We start from the raw sequence: 18,925 nt of genomic DNA, 5'->3' as shown, positions 1-18,925 counted from the left end.
CGACGAACCGTGGGCCAGGCAGGTGACATGAACGACAACGCCCCGCAAACAGTGCTGGAAAAGATGACACATCGGGTCGCGACAGCGGTGCCGGATGTGCCTTTGACGGCCACACGTGCGGTCACATTGGCCGTGACGCGTGCAGCGCAGAATAGTGTTGCACTGACGTTGAACGTGGCGCGCGTCAGTGAAGACCTGGTCGAACTGGACGACCTACTTTCAGAACTCTCACTGGATGTGCTGATCCGTGGCTTGGGCACAGGCAATGCGGTTCGCGGGGTGATCGCATGTGATGCGGCGATGTGCAGTGCTGCAGTAGAGGTTCAGACAACGGGGCGGGTTGCGTCCCGCGACAATGAACAGCGACCCGTGACCCGCACCGACGCCGCCTTGATTGAACCCTTTTTGAAGAATTTGGTTCAGGAACTGGACAACACGACAGCGCAGACGGCGTTGGACGGTTGGGTGGCTGGGGCTGGGCTGATGTCGCGGTTGGGTGGACCACGGGCCACGGGGTTTGTCCTTCCCGATCAGGTCTATCGCTTGATCCGGATCTCAGTTGAAATGCTGGACGGTGCCCGCAAGGCAGAGGTGCTGCTGGCCCTGCCACCGCAAACCGCGATCCCGCTGCCTAAGAAAACCGAACACCGACCACAAAACGACTGGGCGACCGCATTTCCCGAGGCCGTGCTGGCGGCACCGGCGCGTCTGGACGCAGTGCTGCATCAATTCAAGGTGCCATTGTTGACCGCTACGCAACTGGAAGTCGGGCAATTGCTCCCCTTAAGCGGGTGTACCGTTGATACCGTGCGATTGCTTGCCCCTGACGGGCGATTAGTCGCAAAAGCGCGGCTGGGTCAGGTTGCCGGGCAAATCGCGGTGCGCGTGGAAGACGGACCAAAACTTGATCTGCGTGCGCTGCCGCCACAATCTGCTGCCGTGCCGGATGTTGCTGAGGTTGCGCCGGCGATGGCTGGAAATGCCGTATAGCCAGCTTTATCGGCGCAGGTCTAGAGGACTTGAAAGGATGGGATGCTGGTGCCTTTGGTAGCTTGCTGAGCGTGTCGAACTTGCCGGAATTCGGCCATTACCGAAGTGCGTCAAGCTGACGGCGCATCCCGCCAATATCATAGCCTTGTTCTGCCGCGGCGGCCAGAATATCGTCGGTCGACATTCGCTCTGCCTGACCCAAAGCCCAGACGATGGTGCAACGTGTGCCCGAGGCGCAATAGGCAAAGACCGGACCATCGGCGGCGTCCATGACATCACGTTGGGCTGTCACCATTTCCATATTGAGCCCTTGATGGGTTACGGGGTTGTCGACAAATCCCAACCCTGCCTCTTCGGCAAGCGCGCGCATCGCAGCACTTTGGTGACTGGGCGGGATTTCTGCATCGGGCCGGTTATTGATGATGGTGACATAGCCCGCAGCTTTGATCGCTGGAATGTCAGCGGGGTCAATTTGCGGAGAGACTGTGTAGGTCGGTGTGATCGGGCGAATTTCCATGTCGTTACCTAGCCCGCCGCAGCCACAGCGTCCAGACGGTTCCGCAGTGCAGGGGCCGCTAACATACCAAGGATCATCGCCACAAAGAACACAGCGCCGCCAAAACCGCCAAAGCCGAGTGAGGCAGCAGCGGGTCCCGGACAAAGACCGGACAGACCCCAACCGACACCAAACAGCACCGAGCCGACAATCAAGTTGCGGCCGAGCGCGGGGGAAGGGGGTGCGGGGAAGCTACCGCCCATGATCGGCGCGCGTCCGGGCACAAACCGCCAGGCCAGTGCCATCGGTACGATCGCGCCACCCATCACAAAAGCCAGCGTCGGATCCCAGTCGCCAAAGAGATCAAGCCAGCCACGCACCTTGCGCGTGTCGGTCATACCTGAGAGCAGCAGCCCCGTGCCAAAAAGGCCGCCCACAAGAAATGCAAAGATATTGCGCATCAGACGACCCCAAGTAGGTTCTTGAGGAGCGCCACGGTGACGGCGCCGGCACCAATATAGAACAGCGTAGCGACGATGCCGCGTCGCGAGAGGCGACTGATACCACAGACCCCGTGGCCTGAGGTGCAGCCGTTTGCAATCCGCGTGCCGACACCGACGAGCAGGCCGCTGGAGATCACCAAAAGCAGGTTAGGCGTCAGGTGCGTCTCCGCACCTCCGATCAAGAGCGCCAGGACGAAAGGCACACCGATCAGACCCGCCAGCAAAGACAGCCGTTCACGCGCAGTATCACGACCGGATCCATCGACCAGTCCGCCAAGAATGCCGGATGCGCCCATGATCCGGCCGTTCACTAAAAGAAAGATGGCCGCAGCCGTTCCAATCAGGCCCCCGCCGAGGAGCCCCCAAATCCAGTCTGTTGGCATGTTAATTCCTAGAGCGTGTTGATCGGAACTTTGAAGTACCGTGTGCCGTTGTCATCCGGTTCCGGCATATGTCCCGCGCGCATGTTGGTTTGCAGGCTTGGCAGGATAAGCCGAGGCATGCCCAACTTGGCGTCGCGTTCAGTGCGCATGGCGACAAAATCCGCGAGCGGTTTGCCTGCGCCCACGTGAACGTTCATCGCCTTTTGTTCGCCAACTGTGGTTTCCCAAGCGAACTCTTCACGGCCCGGTGCTTTGTAGTCGTGGCCGACAAAGATGCGAGTCTCATCCGGCAGGGAAAGTATGCGCTGGATCGAGTGATAGAGGTCATCAGCAGAGCCGCCGGGAAAGTCGCAGCGCGCCGTGCCGAAATCGGGCATGAAAAGCGTATCACCGACAAAGGCCGCGTCGCCGATAACATAGGTCAGGCATGCGGGCGTGTGTCCGGGCGTGTGCATCACATCACAGCGCATTTGCCCGATATGGATACTGTCACCGTCGGCGAACAATCCGTCAAACTGTGACCCGTCACGCTGAAACTGCGTGCCTTCGTTGAAGATTTTGCCAAAGGTGTCCTGCACGACGGTGATCTGGTTGCCGATCCCAATTTTGCCGCCCAAAGCGTCTTGCAGGTAAGGCGCTGCCGAAAGATGGTCGGCATGCACGTGGCTTTCCAGGATCCAAGCCACTGTTAGATCATTGTCTTTAATATGAGCGATCATTTTGTCAGCTGAACTGGTGTCCGTGCGCCCGGCAGCCTGATCGTAGTCAAGAACTGAGTCGACGATCGCACATTGTGTGCCATTGGGTTCTTTGACGACGTAAGATACTGTATTTGTGGCAGAATCAAAGAAGGCGGTTACATCGGGTGTCATGGCGATCTCCGGTTTTCAATGGGTTCAGGATAGGGCAAATCAGAAACATTGCAATATTGAAATGTATCGCTTCAGTCGTTAGCTTCGTGACATGACCATGGACATTAAAGTTAGCGTTGATCCAATGACCGCTGCTGCTGATGAAGCCGCAGAGCTGATGAAATCTCTTTCCAATCCCGCGCGGTTGCGATTGCTGTGCGCGCTTGTCCCGCAGGACAGAGGGGTGAGTGAATTGGTCGCGCTGCTTGGCGCCAGCCAGTCCTATGTTTCGGGGCAATTGCTGCGATTGCGTGCCGAAGGACTGGTCACCTGCCATAAGAATGGGCGCAGCGTGCGCTATCAGCTTTCTGATCCGCGGGTCCGCCCCGTGCTTGAGCGCTTGTACGAGGTGTTTTGCCCGGCCGATTAGGTCAGAAGCACACCCAGCACCACCATCATCAATCCGATGACGGACAAGAACAGGGCGCCCAAGTTCAGCGGCAAGACGCGGTTCAGCTTTGCCCGCAGCGCGTCATCATCCAACTCTGCCCGCCGCGCGCGGATGACCAGCACAACGCTCAGGACGATCCCGACAAGACCAAGAACCGAAACCATTGCGCCTATCCAGACCAGCCATTCCATCCGCGCGCTCCTTTTTTGCGACGCGCAGTCGCTACTACCTGCGTGAACGGCTTGCAAGGCCCTGACCACCAAGCTAGTCAGGGGGCCGGCCAATACAGGAGAGCGCATCATGACCGATACCACCGCGACCACAGAGAGTGATACAGTCACATCTGTTGCAGGCCAGGAGTTGCGCCAGTTCATCGAACGGTTTGAGCGACTGGAGGCCGAAAAGAAGGACATCGCAGATGCCCAGAAGGAAGTTATGGCAGAGGCGAAGGGCCGGGGCTATGACACCAAGGTCATGCGCAAGGTCATCGCGATCCGAAAGCGTGACGCCAATGATCTGGCAGAAGAAGAGGCCGTGCTGGATATGTATAAATCCGCGTTGGGCATGTAGCTTTGGCCTGACCGCTGTGGCTTGGGACCTAGGGCGCGATGAAGGTGACGTCAGTCATATCAGCGATCAGGTTCACATCGGCGTCGTATGCGGCTGACAAGGCATCTACGATTTCAGCGTCGAGGCCCGGAAGGTCGATGACCTCTTCCAGCGCGTCGGGTAGCGCGTATTTGTCGAGGAACGCCATGACGATTTTGCGTTCCTGGGCTGGTGACTTGGGCGGATGTTTCTGCAGATAGGCGGTTAGCCGCGACATCCCGTCGGGTGTCATGATCGTTGCCAAAAGGTCAAGCGCCCCGTCAACCGGGTCGTCGGCGGCCAGCCCACAAATCCGGCGCATCACCTCGCCCCAAATCAGCGGCGTATCTTCATTGCACCAAACTGTCAGCTTTGCGGACGGGGCCGTATCGCGGATGCGGCGGATCACATCTGACCACCGAATATCCCCAAGCGGTGTGTCTTGAAGGAAATCGGCCAGCGTGTCGGACTTCGCTTCTGCAAAGGTTGCGGGCAGAAAGGTGGCGGGATCACGCAGGCCAAGGAAAAGCTCAATCTCATCATCTGGAAACAGGCTGATAAGCCCGCGCAATTTGAAAGCGATTTGCTCGTAAAAGACGCCGTGATCAAAGATGCGGTTGGGAACGCAGATGAAATTTGCATTGCTCATCACAAGGCGTTTCGCATCCTCGGCGTCGACAATTGCATCCAAAAGGACTTGTCGTGCGTCCGGATCGGGTGTGGCGCCATCGAGCTGTTGGATCGTTTCACGGATCAAGGCACGATATCTACCGGGGCCGGGAGCTTTGATTCCCCGTTCTGACAATTGCGCGTTGTTCTTGAGGATCGATTTGAGCAGCCGGTCTTCGTCCGTGCAATTTGCACCCATGTGATATGCGATCTGCATGCCTGCCACTTTCGTTCTTGTTGCCGGCACTCTAGCGGTAAATGTGGCCGGATGGAACGCTGTTGCGGGGTAGGGGTGATGCGTGTTTTGTCGTCATCAAGCACCGAGCATCGCATGGACGACTGGCGTTCTAAGGGGCACCGGTTTCATTGTTGCGATCATTGCAAAGCAAAGGCTTGTCACCGGCAAAAAGGGACGCTAAAGACCGACGCAGTGCCCCTATAGCTCAGCTGGTAGAGCAACTGATTTGTAATCAGTAGGTCCGCGGTTCGAGTCCGTGTGGGGGCACCACAAGAACACCGATCTTCTTTTCAGACCAAAATGACAATCGGCGATTGCCAATGCGATACGCGTCGCAAATCTTGAGCCATTCGCCGGTCAAACAGGCGGTCTTGATCCTGGCGCAATGCGGGGAATAAGGGGCCCCACGCCTCGCGGCGGGGGGCCAAAAAGATCATGCGGGTCAGGCAACCGCCAAGGGATCTGGCGTAAACAATGTCAGTCCGACCAAAAGCGGATCGTGGTCAGATGCTGCAAACACATCGTCACCATTGTAGAATGACGGATCATTGAACTGGCTGTTGTAGTTCAAAAGATCAGGTTCCTGTGCATTGATGTGCCATTCGGCGACGCCGGTGATCTGATTGGTAAGTGAGTCAGACGACAAGGCATGATCCAGCGCGCCTTGCTGCCCATCAAAGATAAAGCTGAAGGCATCTTCGGCGCCGACGAAGTCTTCCAGCAGGTTGTCGTAGCCTGCGGCTTCGATCGCTTGAACCGGGTCCTCCTGCAGATAGGCATTCAGGTCACCGATGATCAGAACGTCAGGGTCCGTTGTGCCAGTCGGCCCGGTTTCAAGCCATGCTGTCAGTTGCTCTGCCGCTGCCGTGCGCACCGCATTGAAGTTGCCCTGACCATCGCCCTGATCGGCGTCATCGCCGCTGCCGCTCCCACCTTTGGACTTGAAGTGATTGACGGCGACGGTGACCTCTTCTCCGTTTTCGTCGACGAAGGTAGCGGCCACAGCCGGGCGGTTGCGTTGTTGGCCGCCATCGTCAAATACCAAGAAATCAGAACCCGTCACGTCAACACTGTCGAGCTTGTAGATGAACCCTGTCGTGATCGCGTCAGTGCCGAGCATCCCGCCAACACCGCCGGTGGGATCCACGTAGCCATAGACCTCGCTTCCCAATTCGCTATTCAGCGCCGCGACCAGGGTGGCAATGGCGCTGTCATCGTCAAAGCCGTTGTTTTCGATTTCTTGCAGGCCAACGATATCGCCGTCCAATGCAATCAATGCGTTCACCAGCTTTTCGGTCTGGCGGGCAAGATCTTCGGGTGTGGCTGCGCCGCGTGGATCATAGCCGTAGAGGGCTACTTTCTCTGCGGTCGAAAGGGCCGGGTCATCCAGCGAGGTGAAGTAGTTGAGCGCGTTGAAGCTGACCACTTTCAAGTCACCACCGACATCGGGCGGTGTTTCTTCGCGCGCACCTTCATTGGTGGTGGGGTCAATTGACAGCGTCTCTGTCGGGATGATCTTGTATTCCCCAAAGTTGAAGGACAGCACACCGTTGACCGGTGCATCCAGTTCGGCCCCAAGCCGCAGGGTGGGGCCGTCAGCTGTAAAGACATCACCCGCGCTCAGAATTCCATCACCATTGTCGCCTGCCGACGTGTTCGCGATATAGGCAAATGAATCAGGATTTTGTCCGCCTGCGCCATCGTCAATGGTTATCCGGTTCGCCGCATTTTGTTCCTGCAATGCGGTGATTTCGGTCAATTGGGTCTGGGCATCATAAATCTGGGTTGGCTGGATCTGTGCGCCTTCGCTTACGACAATTTCGCCAAAGCGATCAAAGTTGAACGTTTCTATGATTGTCAACGGCGCGCCGTCCGAAGCAAGGCTGACTTGCATACCCTCAGAACTTTCAAGGCTGCTGATGCTGTCCGGCAGGGTCAATGTCGCGGCGGTCGGCAAAGTGGCGGTGCCGATGTTGGACACGGTGGCATTGGTCAATTGCGTGAAGTCAAAGAATTCATCAACCGTGCCCGTGACATAGACAACATCGGTCATAGTCACACCCGGTGTGTCGCCGGTGAAGACAAAGATCCCTTCGGACGTCGCAGCGTCAGCATCGGCGTCTGCGTCTTCCTCTTGCAAATAGAACCCATTGGACATCACAGCGGTCACAACCGCCTCGACGTTCACAACTTGCCCATCAAGTGTAGAGGCATTGCCGCTGCCCTGCACGGTCGAAATCAACGTTGTGCCGGTTGGCGGCGGCGGTGGGGGCGGTGGGCCGTCGTCGTTTGCCGCATCACGCGTGCTGGCGGCAGGTCCTTGCCAGTTGCCATCGCTGTCCTTTTGCAGACTGTCGCCTATGGCGGTGCTGCTGGTCTCTGATACGCCGATGTCGAGCGCTGTCATCCCAGCCGCAGGGCCGTCAGTTGCGGTCAGGTCGCCTTCGTAGGCAATGAATTCCGCAATGGTTCCATCTGGCGCGACAAGTGCGATGCCATCAGGTGCACCGTTCTGGATGCCGGGGACATCGACAGAGGCATAGCCGTCAGCGTTCAACGTGCCGGTCAGGGCCACCGTATTGTAGACCGCCCCGCCATTGCCGTTGTAAAGCGCGATGGTCCAGCCAGTCAGATCACCACCCGGAGTGCCAGACACCTCGACGAATTCGCCAACGTCGCCGCCAGCGTTGTCATAGTGGAATTCTGACAGGATGACGTCATTTGCCGGGGGTGTTACCGGCTCGGTATTGGCGCCCCCCTTGGTGTTGGCTTTTGGGCCGTCCCATGTGCCGTCTTCGAGACGCTGCAAGCTGTCACCGATGGCGGTGCTGCCGGATTCAGAAACGCCAATGTCGGTTGAGGTCATGCCATCGGCAGGGCCGCCAACGGCATCAAACGTGCCTTCGTAGGACAGAAATTCGACAACCTCGCCTTGGTCATTCACCAGTGCGATCCCGTCCGGGCCGCCGTTCTGCAGCCCGTTGCTGGGCAGGTCGGTGACGTCAAAACCGATGCCGTTCGCGGTGTCCGCCAAGACACCATCCAGTGCGATGGTATTGTAAGGCGTGCCGTTGGAGCCATTGTAGAGCACCAGCGACCAACCGCTTAGGTCTGTGCCCGCGTCACCGGCGACTTCGATAAATTCACCGACATCGCCACCGGCGTTGTCATAGTGGAATTCGTTGATGAAGACGTTGGGCGGCACATCACCCAACGTCTGGCCGTCATTGGTTGCACCAGTTGTGTTGGTATCCGTGACCGTCCAGGTGAATTCATCCTCGATGCCGCTGCGCTGGATCGACCCACCAATTGGCTGGCCGCTGGTTTCAGCCACGCCCACATCCTGAGAGGTCAGGCCAGTGGCTGGCCCGTCAGCGGCCGTCATGGCCCCTTCGTAAGAGATGAATTCGACCACTGCACCTGTATCATCAACCAGTGCGATGCCATCGGGCGCGCCGTTTTGCAGGCCGTTGCTGGGTAGGTTGGTGACATTGAACCCAAAACCGCCAGCGGTGTCGTCTAGTGCATCAGCAAGCGCAATGGTGTTATAGGCCGTGCCGTTTGACCCGTTATAAAGCACAAGGCTCCACCCATTGAGGTTGACGCCTGCGGTTCCTGCCACTTCGATAAATTCACCGACATCGCCCCCGGCGTTGTCATAATGGAATTCGTTGATCCAGACCTTTGGGGCAGGGCCCTCGTCCACGTCAGTGACGGTGACGGCGATATCGGCGCTGTCGGACAATGTGCCATCGGACGCGATCACTGTGACATCATAGACGTTGTCACCATCCGCGTCTGCCGGGGCTTCAAAATCCGGGGCGTCCTTGAAGGTCAGCACACCGTTTGCGTCGATATCAAATAGCACCGCATCATTCCCTGACAGGGAGTAGGTGATCGTATCTCCATCGACATCAAAGGCACTGGCTGCTGCCACAGCGGTCGTATTTTCTGCGACTTCGGCAGTGTCGGCCAGCGTTAGTTCGGGCGCGTCATTCTCGCCAGTGATTGTGATAGTAACAGTTGCGGTGTCAGTGGCGCCGTTGCCGTCACTTACAGTGTAGGTCAGCGTGGTCTGCGCCGTCTCACCTTCTTTGAGCGCGTCAAATGCCCCGTCGGTCGTATAGCTGATCGTGCCGTCATCGTTCAGCGTTGCCGATCCGGTCAGCCCGGTCGTATCAATGTCGATGATGGTCAGCGCGTCCCCGTCAAAGTCAAAGTCATTGCCGGTCAGGCCGGAAATCGTGGCACCAGTGGCGTCTGCATCTGCTGCGTCATCGCGGGCGAGAACGGCGTTGTTCCGGCCATCCAGAAAGGCGGTGTAATCATCACTTGCAAAATAGAGTGCCTCGACACTGTTCAGGCGGTCCGTGTCACCACTTGCGTCTGTGACCTTTGCCTTGATCGGCCCGCGTCCATTGGCGCGGACACTGTGAACGGTGTAGTCGTCCACGCCACCTTCGAAGACGGCGGTGTCAAAACCGAAGCCACCAAAAAGCTTGTCAGCCCCGGCACCCCCGATCAGTGTGTCATCGCCAAAGCCGCCAAACAAATGGTCGCGACCCGCGCCGCCGTCCAACGTGTCGTTGCCCCATAGCCCGAACAACAAATCCTTACGGGCATCGCCCACAAGCGTATCAGGCCCAAATCCACCAAACTGAATACCAATCTTGAAGCGTCCAAACATCCGATAGTCCCCCATAAATAATGACACTGATGGTGGCGATTTGACGTCATTTTGCAAAGGTTAGATGACAACCACAGCGTGTTCCGTGGCGGAACCTTGCCGATCTGCCTGACTTTTGTTCAGTGAAAGTCCCGGCTTTTGGGAATGATGCGCACGTCGCGTGGATGGCGGCTGCTGGGGGCGGGCAGGGGCTTACGCACCTCATCAGCATGCGCCAGTGGCGGTGCAAGATCATCCGGTGCTAACCTTTGCAGCGCTTCGGATTTGTCGGTCAGCGACTGGGCGATCACATGGATGATCTCCACGTCGCGCTGTACGTAGCCTTCGATCTGCAACAACCGGGATTGCATCACGGTCTTGCGGAACTGTTCCATCACCTTGGGCCAGACCACGATGTTGGCAACGCCAACCTCATCCTCAATCGTGATAAAGCAGACCCCCTTGGCGGTGCCGGGTTTTTGCCGGATCAGCACCAGACCGGCCATCTTGACTTTTTGCCAGGGGCGGCTGTCTTTCAACTGAGCTGTGTCTATAAATCCTTGTTTGCGCATGGATTTCCGCATGAACACCATCGGGTGCGCTTTCAGTGACAGACGCATCGTCTGGTAATCCGACACCACTTGTTCGCAGACCGGCATCACCGGCAAAGGCACTGTGCGCTCGACACCTTCGTCCGTGCCACCTTGAAACAATGGCAGATCAGGGGCATCGCGCAGGCCCTTAGCCTCCCACAGGGCCTGCCTGCGATCAACAAACATGGACCGCATGGCATCCGCTTCTGCCAGCCTGCGGATATGAGCCGCCCCGATGCCAGTACGTGCCTTGAGGTCTGCAATATCCTGATATGGCGCGTCACGCGCGTCCATGATCCGGGCCGCGATATCCTCGCGCAGGCCAGTGATCTGGCGCATCCCCAGCCGCACCGCAAAACCGCCCTGACCCAAAGGTTCCAGCGTGCTGTCCCAGTCCGAGTAATTCACATCCGCAGGCAGTACCGTTTCCCCATGTTCCTGCGCATCGCGCACCAGTTGTGCGGGGGCATAAAACCCCATCGGCTGCGAATTCAGCAGGGCAGCACAAAAGGCACCGGGGAAGTGGCACTTCAACCAACTTGAGACATAGACAAGCTGGGCAAAGCTGGCGGCATGACTTTCAGGAAAGCCATATTCGCCAAAGCCCTTGATCTGGTCAAAGCACCGGGTGGCAAAATCAGGATCATAACCGCGTTCGACCATGCGCCCGACCATCTTTTCCTCAAGCAGCTCGATATTGCCCTTGCTGCGGAACGTCGCCATCGCCTTGCGCAGCTGGTTCGCCTCTTTGGACGAAAACTTGGCCGCATCAATCGCGATCTTCATCGCCTGTTCCTGAAAGATCGGCACGCCCAATGTGCGGCCCAGAATGTTCTTGAGCTCGGAAGGGTCATGCGGTGCTGCAGGGGCAGGGTATTCCACCGGTTCCTGCCCAGAGCGGCGGCGCAGATAGGGATGCACCATGTCGCCCTGAATGGGCCCGGGCCGCACAATTGCCACCTCGATCACCAGATCATAAAAGGTGCGCGGCCGCAGCCGTGGCAGCATGTTGATCTGTGCGCGGCTTTCGACCTGAAAAACACCGATACTGTCCCCCTTGCACAGCATGTCATAGACACGCGTGTCCTCTTTGGGCACGGTCGCGAGCGTCCAAGTCTCGCCGTGGTGGGCTGCGATCAGGTCAAAGCACTTGCGGATGCAGGTCAGCATCCCCAAGGCCAGAATGTCGACCTTGAAGATGCCAAGCGCTTCGATGTCGTCCTTGTCCCATTCGATGAATGTCCGGTCCGGCATCGCGCCATTACCGATGGGCACGGTATGGGTCAGCGCGTCTTCAGTGAGGATAAACCCGCCCACGTGCTGTCCCAGATGGCGCGGCATGCCGATCATCTGTTGCGCCACGATCAAGGTGCGCCGCATCAGCGGGTCGGTTAAGTCAACACCCGCCTCATCGGCATGGCCTTCAGCGATATCCTTGCCCCAACTGCCCCAGACCGTCTTGGCCAGCGCACCGGTCACATCCTCGGATAGCCCCATGACCTTGCCGACCTCGCGGATGGCTGAGCGGGGACGGTAATGGATCACCGTCGCACACAGTCCTGCGCGGTGGCGGCCATAGGTATCATAGATGTGCTGGATCACCTCTTCGCGCCGCTCATGTTCAAAATCCACGTCGATATCGGGCGGTTCAACCCGATCTTCGCTGATGAAGCGTTCAAACAGCAAATCATGCTGCGCGGGGTCCACGGCGGTGATGCCAAGGCAATAGCATACGGCAGAATTCGCCGCCGACCCGCGCCCCTGACACAGGATGTCTTTGGAACGTGCGAATTTCACGATGCTTTCAATCGTCAGAATGTAATTGGCGATCTCCTTGTCTGCGATCATCGCCAATTCCTTGTCGAGGGCCGCTTGCACCGGTAACGGCACACCGCCGGGGTAACGTGTGGCGGCCCCCGCGGCGGTATTGATACGCAGTTGGGCGATCGCGCTGCGCCCCTTTGGTAAAATCTCATGTGGGTATGCGTATTTCAGCTCTGACAGGCTGAACTGGCAGCGTTTGGCGATGGCAAGGCTGGCCTGAATGGCATGGGGCCATTGGGCAAACAGGCGCTGCATCTCAGAGGCGGATTTCAGATGCCGTTCGGCATTGGGTTCCAGCAGGTGCCCGGCTTTTTGGATCGTGGTCTTTTCGCGGATGCAGGTCATCACATCCTGCAAGGCCCGCCGCGCCGGCGCGTGATAAAGTACATCGTTTGTGGCCAGCAGCCCCAGCCTGTGCTGGCCGGCGAGCCGGTCCAGCTGATTGATCCGCGCCACGTCGTCAGAGCGATAGCGATAGCTGGCCGCGATGTGGGTCAGGCCGGGCAATCGGCGGGCCAGTTGCGGCAAGCGGCGAGCAAAGCCACGCAGATCATCCGGGGGCAGGGCAATCAGAATAACCTCGGGACCCAGCGGGTCCAGATCATCCAGTGCAATCTCGCAGATACCCTTGTCCTGCCACGCCCCGTCAGGGCGGCGGTTCTTGCCCTTGGACAGCAGCGCACAAAGCCGCCCATAGGCCGCGCGATCTGTAGGATAGGCCAAGAATGCCTCTCCGGTTGTCAGGATGATCCGCGCGCCGATGATCGGGTGCAGACCGGTCTTTTGGGCCTCTGTATGAATACGCACCACCCCAGCCATCGAGTTCCAGTCGGCCACACCGATCTGATCATAGCCCAGTGACCAGGCGGTGGTGACCAGATCGACAGCATCCGAGGCGCCGCGCAGAAACGAAAAGCAGGTGGCAAGCCCCAGTTCCACAAACGGCGCAGGCGGATTTGGCGGGAACGCTCCGTCCTCGGGGATCGTCCGGCGGGGATGGGCATGATCGTTTTCAGGCATTGCCGCCCCCAGAGGCGGTGATGCCAAAATCGTGGGTGGGTCTTCTTCTGGCTAAAAATATCCCGGGGGGGCAGGCCTTTGGCCTGCGGGGGCAGCGCCCCCAAACCCAATAAAAAGGCGTGCGCCGCAGGCGCGCATTTGGGTCACAGCGGGTCACGCGAATACCCCGTGGATAAACCAGCGCGGCGTCTCTCCCCGGCCATCATCCAGAACACCATCACGGTAAAGCCAGATGCGGCGGCCGCGATCATCCTCAATCCGGTAATAGTCGCGCAGTCGGGTGCCGGGCATATCGCGCCACCATTCGGGCGCGATCCGTTCCGGTCCGGCGAAACGGACCGCGCGGTGGGTCTGTTTGCGCCAGACGAATTGTGCCGGTGGCCCTTCAGGCACGGCATAAAGTACACGCACCTCTTCGGGGTGATCGAACAGGCGCAAGGGGCGATCAGGCAGCGGCTGTGGCGGGCGTGGCGGGCCGGCCAGGGCCGGGCGCCAGTCTTCGGCCCGTTCGGGCACGTGGCTTGCCACCGGACTGGGGCAGCGCACAGTACCCGGGCCCAGCCGGGCGGAGAGGCGGTCCACCAGGCGGGCCAGTTCTGCCCCGTTGTCGGCCTGGCCATCCAGCCGGGTTTGCTGCGCGCTCAATGCCTCGATCTGGGCCGCACCCAGTGTGATCAGATCAAAACCAAAGCCGGGATCGATCCGGTCCAGCTTGTCATCAAACAGCCTTTGGATGTGGTCGGCATCACGTGTGGCATGGGCGGTGGTAACGGTGATGTCGCGCACCTCACCATCGGTGCGAAAGACCGTGACCGTGACCCGCCGCGCGCCAAAACCTGCCGCATCAAGCCCGTCACAAAGCTCGGCGCAAAGCGCGGGCAGATGTGGGGTGGGATCCTGCACCGGTTCCGCCAGCCGCGCCTGCACGGCGAACCGGGGGGGATCTTCGGGCGCGTTCACCGGCTCGGCCAGTCGCCCCATCATCTGGTCCAGCCGTAACAACGGGTTTTGCGGTAACGCAGCCCGGTTGAAACGGCGCGCGAGGCTCAGCCGGGGGACAGCGGCCAGATCGCCCACGCTTTTCAGGCCCAGTCGCTTCAGCAGTAATTGTGTATCAGCATCCAGCCGCAGGGCGCGGGCGGGCAATTGTGCGATGTCTTGCGCCAGCCGGTCTGCTGTCACAACCTGCCTGACCCGGCCCAGCCGTGCCAGCGCCCAGGCGGCACCATGGGTGGGCGCGCAGGCAAGGTTGGCGGAAAAACCGATCAGGCTCAGCTTTTCCTCGATCTCGCGCAGCATCGCGGCCTCACCCCCCCAGAGGTGATCCGACCCGGTGGTGTCCAGCACCAGACCATCGGCACCATCGGTGGCGGTCCAGGGGCACCAGCGCCGCGCCCAGAGCGCCAGCCGCGCGAGAGCGGCCGCATCGCCGCCGGTATCGGCATAGGCCACCTGCGCCTCGGGGCAGAGCGCGCGCATGTCCACGACCCGCGCGCCGACATGGATGCCTGCCAGGCAGGCGGCACGGGTGCAGGCATGCACGATCGGGCCATGCGGCCCTTCGGTTGCAAGGATCACGGGCAGATCATCGGGCGGTGCCTCATTTCGGGCCGCGGCCCACCGCAGCCAGCGTTCCATTGCAAAATCAGGCAAGTGGATGCTGGTGATACGGCGTGTGAGCGGGTCACGGTCGGTGTCCAGTCCGGTCGGGGCGACTGCGTCTGCGACGACACCCGCCCGCCCGGCCCCCTGATCTGTCGCACGGGGGCCTGCGCGCCAGCATGGTGCACCGACGGTGCCAAAGCTGTCGGTCTGTGGTGGCGCAGGATCGGGTGCTGGGGTGTGCGGTTGCCAGGTCTCGGCCTCGCGCAGCGCCTTGAGCGCGTGCGCCAGATCGTCAGGCGGGGCCTGCACGGGGTCCTTGGCAGCAGGGGGGGTGGGAAACGCAAGGACGGGCAGCTGGTCCATGCGTTTCATCGCGGCAGGCGTCCGGGGGGTGGCTGCGGCGGGAGCCTCCGGCGGGGATATTTTTGGCCAGAAGAAGACATCAGGTCATGCCATGGCTTGCAACGCGGGCGTTGTTGCAGGCCGGGCATGGTCAAGCGTCAGCCCATCGTCACCATGATGCGCGACCCATGCACCGGGTGTGCGCCAGCGGGCGCGAAACAGCTCTGCCCGCCACAGGGGCCGTCCGGGCGCACGGATATCATCCGGGGCAGGTGCAGAGGGCAGGCTGCTGACGCGCCAGCGCAGGCGCGCGGCAGACAGGTTCGGGCTGGCTGCCCTGCGCAGCAGAATCGCGGGACGCGCCTGCGCCTCGGCGCGCAGGGCCAGCCGTTTGGTGGCGGTGAAATCCAGCACCGCGGGATCGCCCCAGACCTCGCCCAGTACCGCGGACAGGCCATTGCATTGCAGGCCCTGTTCCATCGCCCAAAGCACATCAACAGGTTTTGAGACATCCACATGGATGATCCGCAAAGGCACCGGCAGACCGGCCAGGCAGGGCCTGCCGGTTTCGCGCCGCGAGATGCGGTCCTGAACCCACAACACGGGCCGGTCCACATCCGTCAGCTGCGCACAGACAAAGCCGGTGACGGCCCCGTCGATCACGGTGTCGGCAAACACCTCTGACAGGGTGGGCAGGTCACTGCGGTCAGGCGCGTTGCGGTCGCGCAAAAGGGCGGCGGGACGGCGAAGATCGTGTGTCATGAAGTAACCAGCTAAATGTTCCTATTTTGTTCTATTCGCTTTCATGCCGCAGGTCAAACCCAGGATCGCCGTTGCAGCCCCAGTCACAATAGGTCACCTTGGCCCGGCAAAGGGGGGACACACATGCGCAAGACGGCAATCGGGATCATGGTATTCTTGGCACAGCCTGCACTGGCAAACCCCGTGCCGGAGCCCGTCACGGATGCCGCCTATGCCCCGATCAACATGGATGAAGCGCTGCTGGGGCAACTGCTGTTCTACGATCCTATTTTGTCTGGAAATCAAGAGGTTGCTTGCGCAACCTGCCATCACCCCAAACATGGCACGGCAGACGGGCTATCGCTAGGTCTCGGTGATGGTGGCATCGGTCTGGGACCTGACCGGATCGCAGACCCTGACAATATGCCCGAACAACGGATCCCCCGAAACGCACCGGGGCTGTTCAATCTTGGCGCGCATGAATTCACCGTGCTTTTTCATGATGGGCGGATTGCGGTCGACCCAACGAAACCCGGCGGGCTGAGAACGCCGTTGGATGCGGATATGGCAGAGGGATTTGCCAGCTTGCTGTCCGCCCAAACGATGTTCCCGGTGTTGAGCCCGGACGAAATGGCGGGGCACTATACCGAAAATGACGTCTCAACCGCCGTGCGGCAGGGGGTGATCACCGGACCGGGTGGTGCATGGGATATCATTGCGCGCCGGGTCGCCGGAATTCCTGAATATGCTGCTGATTTCATTGAGGTCTATCCTGACGTCACAACGCCTGATGACATCGCGTTCACACATATCTCTGACGCGATTGCAATGTTCATGACAGTCGAGTGGCGCTCAGATACGTCCCCCTTTGATGCCGCCCTGCGTGGGGAACGCGCGCTACCAGAAGCGGCGCAACGGGGGCAGGATTTGTTTTACGGATCAGCGGGTTGCGCGGATTGTCATAGCGGGCCGTTCCAGACCGATCATCAGTTCCACGCGATGGCAGTGCCTCAGATTGGGCCGGGAAAGGCTGCGCGTTTTGAAACCCACGCACGGGATGAGGGGCGGTTTCGGGTGACGGGTAATCCGGCCGACCTCTATGCCTTTCGCACACCATCGCTGAGAAATGTAAGCGTGACAGGGCCTTACGGGCATGCAGGGGCGCATGCGACCCTACAGGGGTTTCTGCGAGACCATGTTGATCCTGTTGCGGCGCTGCAAAACTATGATCCCGCGCAGGCAATCTTGCCAGAGTTGAGCGTTGAAGACACCCAGATCATGGATCAACCGCTTGAAATAGAAGCGATTTCTGACGCGGCTGAAAGCTACGCCGTGGCCTTGTCAGAAGAAGAGATCATGGCGCTAGTGGCCTTTCTCGATGCACTGACCGATCCGGCGGCGATCACCGGGCGATTGGGTATCCCAGAGTCGGTGCCAAGTGGCCTCAAGATCGACCGATAAGTCATTGTTTTTAAGGCTTTTTGACCGTTATGAATTGGTTGACATCCACCTGCCTAATTGTCGTTTGTCCGTCAGGCCAGGTGATTGAAATGGTGGCGCTTTTTGCCTGCCCGAGACCGAAGTGCAGTGGGGTCGCCTGACCGCTTGCATGGCCGCCGCCAATCCGGGCGTATTGGATTTGTCCATTGACTGTAATCTGGCTGCCAACCGCCGCGGGATTGCCGCCATCCTGCTGTAATTGCAATGAAATCCAGTTTCCGGACGTGGTTTCATTTCGATAGAGGCGCATGGGGGCGCGGCGGTTGACGACGATCAAGTCGAGGCGGCCATCAAGGTCAAAATCCGCGAGAGCAGCGCCGCGAGAGCGGGCGCTGTCGGCAACGCCTGCGGTGGCGGCAAATTCGTCGAAGGAATTTTTATCGTTTTGAATCAAGAGGTTATTGGGATCATTCATCGCGTTTCCGGGCATCTGATCGACGTTTCCTTTGGCGATGAAGAGATCAGGGCGGGTGTCGTTGTTGATATCGCCGAACTGCGCGTGCCAGCCTGTTGAGGGACGGCCATCGTCGCCGATGTGGGGGCGGTGCGCGTAGGTTCCGATCTCGTAAGGTGCTGAAATATAGGCACCTTCTGGGGTGGGGAGTTGCAATAGCTGATCGCCCATCGAGGTAAGCATCACTTCATCAACGCCGTCGCCAGTCAGATCGGTGCTGGCGATGCCCATGCCCCAAAGCGAAACGCGGGGCCAGCCTTCTTCTTCAGTCATAAAACGCTTTTGTTCAATGTTCCAAAGCTGTTCTGCGCCGTTCCTGACGTAGTAGTGCCGGTCGTTCGAAAGTCTTAACGCCAGATCGCCGCGGGCGTCAGGGCCTGCCAGAATTGACAAGGCGCAATATCCGGGTGCGAGCGCCTCGGCAACGTAACCTGTTGATGTGGGACGCAAAATCGTGTTGGTGTCACAGGCCTCAAACGGGCCGTCAGGATTGCTGCGGTCAACATAATTGCCCACGGCCATAACCGGGCGATCATCGTCTTCCCACCATGCGGAGAAAGCAGTGGACCACTGATCGGTTTGTGGGATGCCCCAGTCTGCTGTGGCATCGATAAAGCTGCAATCAGGGCCGCCACGCAGCGCGATATTGGGGCCGACGCGCAGCACAAAAAGGTCCATCCATGCGTCGCCGTCAATATTGATGGGATAGGCGCCCGTGACGCCAAGAATGGCATCTAAATCCATGTTACTGAATGAAAAGTTACCATCGTTGCGCAACAGGATCGCCGGGTTTTCACCACCCGCGGCAAAGATATCTGGCAAGTTGTCAGCGTTACAATCAAAGACCGCCACACCACCGCCGACAAAATGTTCCCAACCACCGTCATAGACGTGTTCAGGCAGGCGATCAGTCATGTCAGCGAACCGGATTTCGGCAGCGAGCGGTGAGGCACCGAACGCCATCAAGGTTAACGGCAACATGCCATGCACAAAGTATGCACATTGCATACG

Annotated in this window: 15 protein-coding genes and 1 tRNA gene; 5 read left to right on the top strand and 11 right to left on the bottom strand. The window is 59.4% G+C overall.

Annotated features, from left to right (window positions below):
• Positions 1–27: 27 nt before the first annotated feature.
• Positions 28–990, top strand: coding sequence for a flagellar motor switch protein FliM (locus AB3Y40_RS09700; RefSeq protein WP_369438587.1), 963 nt, complete (start codon positions 28–30; stop codon positions 988–990).
• Between the two features lie 97 nt (positions 991–1,087).
• Here AB3Y40_RS09700 and AB3Y40_RS09695 read toward each other — a convergent pair whose 3' ends face one another.
• From AB3Y40_RS09695 to AB3Y40_RS09680, 4 genes are read right to left on the bottom strand one after another with little or no spacing between them, the layout of a single operon-like run.
• A complete protein-coding gene (locus tag AB3Y40_RS09695) occupies positions 1,088–1,507 on the bottom strand; it encodes a protein tyrosine phosphatase family protein (protein ID WP_369438586.1) in 420 nt (139 codons plus the stop codon).
• Between the two features lie 8 nt (positions 1,508–1,515).
• Positions 1,516–1,947: a DUF6691 family protein gene (locus tag AB3Y40_RS09690; protein ID WP_369438585.1), complete on the bottom strand. Its 432-nt coding sequence runs from the start codon at positions 1,945–1,947 to the stop codon at positions 1,516–1,518.
• Positions 1,947–2,372, bottom strand: coding sequence for a YeeE/YedE family protein (locus tag AB3Y40_RS09685; protein WP_369438584.1), 426 nt, complete (start codon positions 2,370–2,372; stop codon positions 1,947–1,949). Before AB3Y40_RS09685 ends, AB3Y40_RS09690 begins: the two co-directional genes overlap by 1 nt.
• An 8-nt stretch (positions 2,373–2,380) precedes the next feature.
• A complete protein-coding gene (locus AB3Y40_RS09680; RefSeq protein ID WP_369438583.1) occupies positions 2,381–3,244 on the bottom strand; it encodes an MBL fold metallo-hydrolase in 864 nt (287 codons plus the stop codon).
• 91 nt (positions 3,245–3,335) lie between these two features.
• Here AB3Y40_RS09680 and AB3Y40_RS09675 point away from each other — a divergent pair, with 91 nt between their 5' ends.
• Positions 3,336–3,653, top strand: coding sequence for an ArsR/SmtB family transcription factor (locus AB3Y40_RS09675; protein ID WP_369438582.1), 318 nt, complete (start codon positions 3,336–3,338; stop codon positions 3,651–3,653).
• Here the strand turns inward: AB3Y40_RS09675 and AB3Y40_RS09670 are convergent.
• Complete coding sequence (locus tag AB3Y40_RS09670; protein ID WP_369438581.1) at positions 3,650–3,865, bottom strand: hypothetical protein; 216 nt, start codon at positions 3,863–3,865, stop codon at positions 3,650–3,652. The two genes, AB3Y40_RS09675 and AB3Y40_RS09670, sit on opposite strands and share 4 nt — an antisense overlap.
• Before the next feature lie 109 nt (positions 3,866–3,974).
• On the opposite strand from AB3Y40_RS09670, the gene AB3Y40_RS09665 reads away from it, so the two are divergent.
• Positions 3,975–4,244 (top strand): DUF2312 domain-containing protein, encoded by a 270-nt coding sequence (locus AB3Y40_RS09665; protein ID WP_369438580.1) that lies wholly within the window; start codon positions 3,975–3,977, stop codon positions 4,242–4,244.
• 28 nt (positions 4,245–4,272) lie between these two features.
• Here AB3Y40_RS09665 and AB3Y40_RS09660 read toward each other — a convergent pair whose 3' ends face one another.
• A complete protein-coding gene (locus tag AB3Y40_RS09660) occupies positions 4,273–5,148 on the bottom strand; it encodes a hypothetical protein (RefSeq protein WP_369438579.1) in 876 nt (291 codons plus the stop codon).
• Positions 5,149–5,363: 215 nt separating this feature from the next.
• On the opposite strand from AB3Y40_RS09660, the gene AB3Y40_RS09655 reads away from it, so the two are divergent.
• Positions 5,364–5,439 (top strand) — tRNA-Thr (locus AB3Y40_RS09655).
• Between the two features lie 172 nt (positions 5,440–5,611).
• Here AB3Y40_RS09655 and AB3Y40_RS09650 read toward each other — a convergent pair.
• The 4 genes from AB3Y40_RS09650 to AB3Y40_RS09635 all read right to left on the bottom strand — a co-directional run bounded on the left by AB3Y40_RS09650 (position 5,612) and on the right by AB3Y40_RS09635 (position 15,981).
• Positions 5,612–9,856: an ExeM/NucH family extracellular endonuclease gene (locus AB3Y40_RS09650; protein ID WP_369438578.1), complete on the bottom strand. Its 4,245-nt coding sequence runs from the start codon at positions 9,854–9,856 to the stop codon at positions 5,612–5,614.
• Between the two features lie 119 nt (positions 9,857–9,975).
• Positions 9,976–13,272, bottom strand: a complete 3,297-nt coding sequence (locus AB3Y40_RS09645) for an error-prone DNA polymerase (RefSeq protein ID WP_369438577.1) — start codon at positions 13,270–13,272, stop codon at positions 9,976–9,978.
• A 153-nt stretch (positions 13,273–13,425) separates the two neighbouring features.
• Positions 13,426–15,240 carry a Y-family DNA polymerase gene (locus AB3Y40_RS09640; protein ID WP_369438576.1) on the bottom strand — a complete coding sequence of 605 codons (1,815 nt, stop codon included), beginning with the start codon at positions 15,238–15,240 and terminating at the stop codon, positions 13,426–13,428.
• 84 nt (positions 15,241–15,324) lie between these two features.
• On the bottom strand, positions 15,325–15,981 hold the full coding sequence (locus AB3Y40_RS09635; RefSeq protein ID WP_369438575.1) for an ImuA family protein: 657 nt from the start codon (positions 15,979–15,981) through the stop codon (positions 15,325–15,327).
• 123 nt (positions 15,982–16,104) lie between these two features.
• Here AB3Y40_RS09635 and AB3Y40_RS09630 point away from each other — a divergent pair, with 123 nt between their 5' ends.
• Entirely contained in the window at positions 16,105–17,421 is a 1,317-nt protein-coding gene (locus AB3Y40_RS09630; RefSeq protein ID WP_369438574.1) for a cytochrome-c peroxidase, read from the top strand.
• Positions 17,422–17,431: 10 nt separating this feature from the next.
• Here the strand turns inward: AB3Y40_RS09630 and AB3Y40_RS09625 are convergent, their stop codons facing one another.
• Positions 17,432–18,922: a CRTAC1 family protein gene (locus AB3Y40_RS09625; protein WP_459553991.1), complete on the bottom strand. Its 1,491-nt coding sequence runs from the start codon at positions 18,920–18,922 to the stop codon at positions 17,432–17,434.
• Positions 18,923–18,925 lie beyond the last annotated feature (3 nt).

The organism is Yoonia sp. R2331 (assembly GCF_041103235.1).
Lineage (GTDB): Bacteria > Pseudomonadota > Alphaproteobacteria > Rhodobacterales > Rhodobacteraceae > CANMYO01.
The sequence above is the reverse complement of the archived record's forward strand: the minus strand, read 5'-3'. Positions and strand labels throughout refer to the sequence as shown.

What these genes read in the sequence shown, in the direction of transcription:
- AB3Y40_RS09700 (WP_369438587.1), top strand. Translation starts at nt 28, where the DNA reads ATGAACGACAACGCCCCGCAAACAGTGCTGGAAAAGATGACACATCGG.
- AB3Y40_RS09690 (WP_369438585.1), bottom strand. Translation starts at nt 1,947, where the DNA reads ATGCGCAATATCTTTGCATTTCTTGTGGGCGGCCTTTTTGGCACGGGG.
- AB3Y40_RS09650 (WP_369438578.1), bottom strand. Translation starts at nt 9,856, where the DNA reads ATGTTTGGACGCTTCAAGATTGGTATTCAGTTTGGTGGATTTGGGCCT.
- AB3Y40_RS09675 (WP_369438582.1), top strand. Translation starts at nt 3,336, where the DNA reads ATGACCATGGACATTAAAGTTAGCGTTGATCCAATGACCGCTGCTGCT.
- AB3Y40_RS09630 (WP_369438574.1), top strand. Translation starts at nt 16,105, where the DNA reads ATGCGCAAGACGGCAATCGGGATCATGGTATTCTTGGCACAGCCTGCA.
- AB3Y40_RS09695 (WP_369438586.1), bottom strand. Translation starts at nt 1,507, where the DNA reads ATGGAAATTCGCCCGATCACACCGACCTACACAGTCTCTCCGCAAATT.
- AB3Y40_RS09645 (WP_369438577.1), bottom strand. Translation starts at nt 13,272, where the DNA reads ATGCCTGAAAACGATCATGCCCATCCCCGCCGGACGATCCCCGAGGAC.
- AB3Y40_RS09670 (WP_369438581.1), bottom strand. Translation starts at nt 3,865, where the DNA reads ATGGAATGGCTGGTCTGGATAGGCGCAATGGTTTCGGTTCTTGGTCTT.
- AB3Y40_RS09680 (WP_369438583.1), bottom strand. Translation starts at nt 3,244, where the DNA reads ATGACACCCGATGTAACCGCCTTCTTTGATTCTGCCACAAATACAGTA.
- AB3Y40_RS09635 (WP_369438575.1), bottom strand. Translation starts at nt 15,981, where the DNA reads ATGACACACGATCTTCGCCGTCCCGCCGCCCTTTTGCGCGACCGCAAC.
- AB3Y40_RS09685 (WP_369438584.1), bottom strand. Translation starts at nt 2,372, where the DNA reads ATGCCAACAGACTGGATTTGGGGGCTCCTCGGCGGGGGCCTGATTGGA.
- AB3Y40_RS09640 (WP_369438576.1), bottom strand. Translation starts at nt 15,240, where the DNA reads ATGGACCAGCTGCCCGTCCTTGCGTTTCCCACCCCCCCTGCTGCCAAG.
- AB3Y40_RS09665 (WP_369438580.1), top strand. Translation starts at nt 3,975, where the DNA reads ATGACCGATACCACCGCGACCACAGAGAGTGATACAGTCACATCTGTT.
- AB3Y40_RS09660 (WP_369438579.1), bottom strand. Translation starts at nt 5,148, where the DNA reads ATGCAGATCGCATATCACATGGGTGCAAATTGCACGGACGAAGACCGG.
- AB3Y40_RS09625 (WP_459553991.1), bottom strand. Translation starts at nt 18,922, where the DNA reads ATGCAATGTGCATACTTTGTGCATGGCATGTTGCCGTTAACCTTGATG.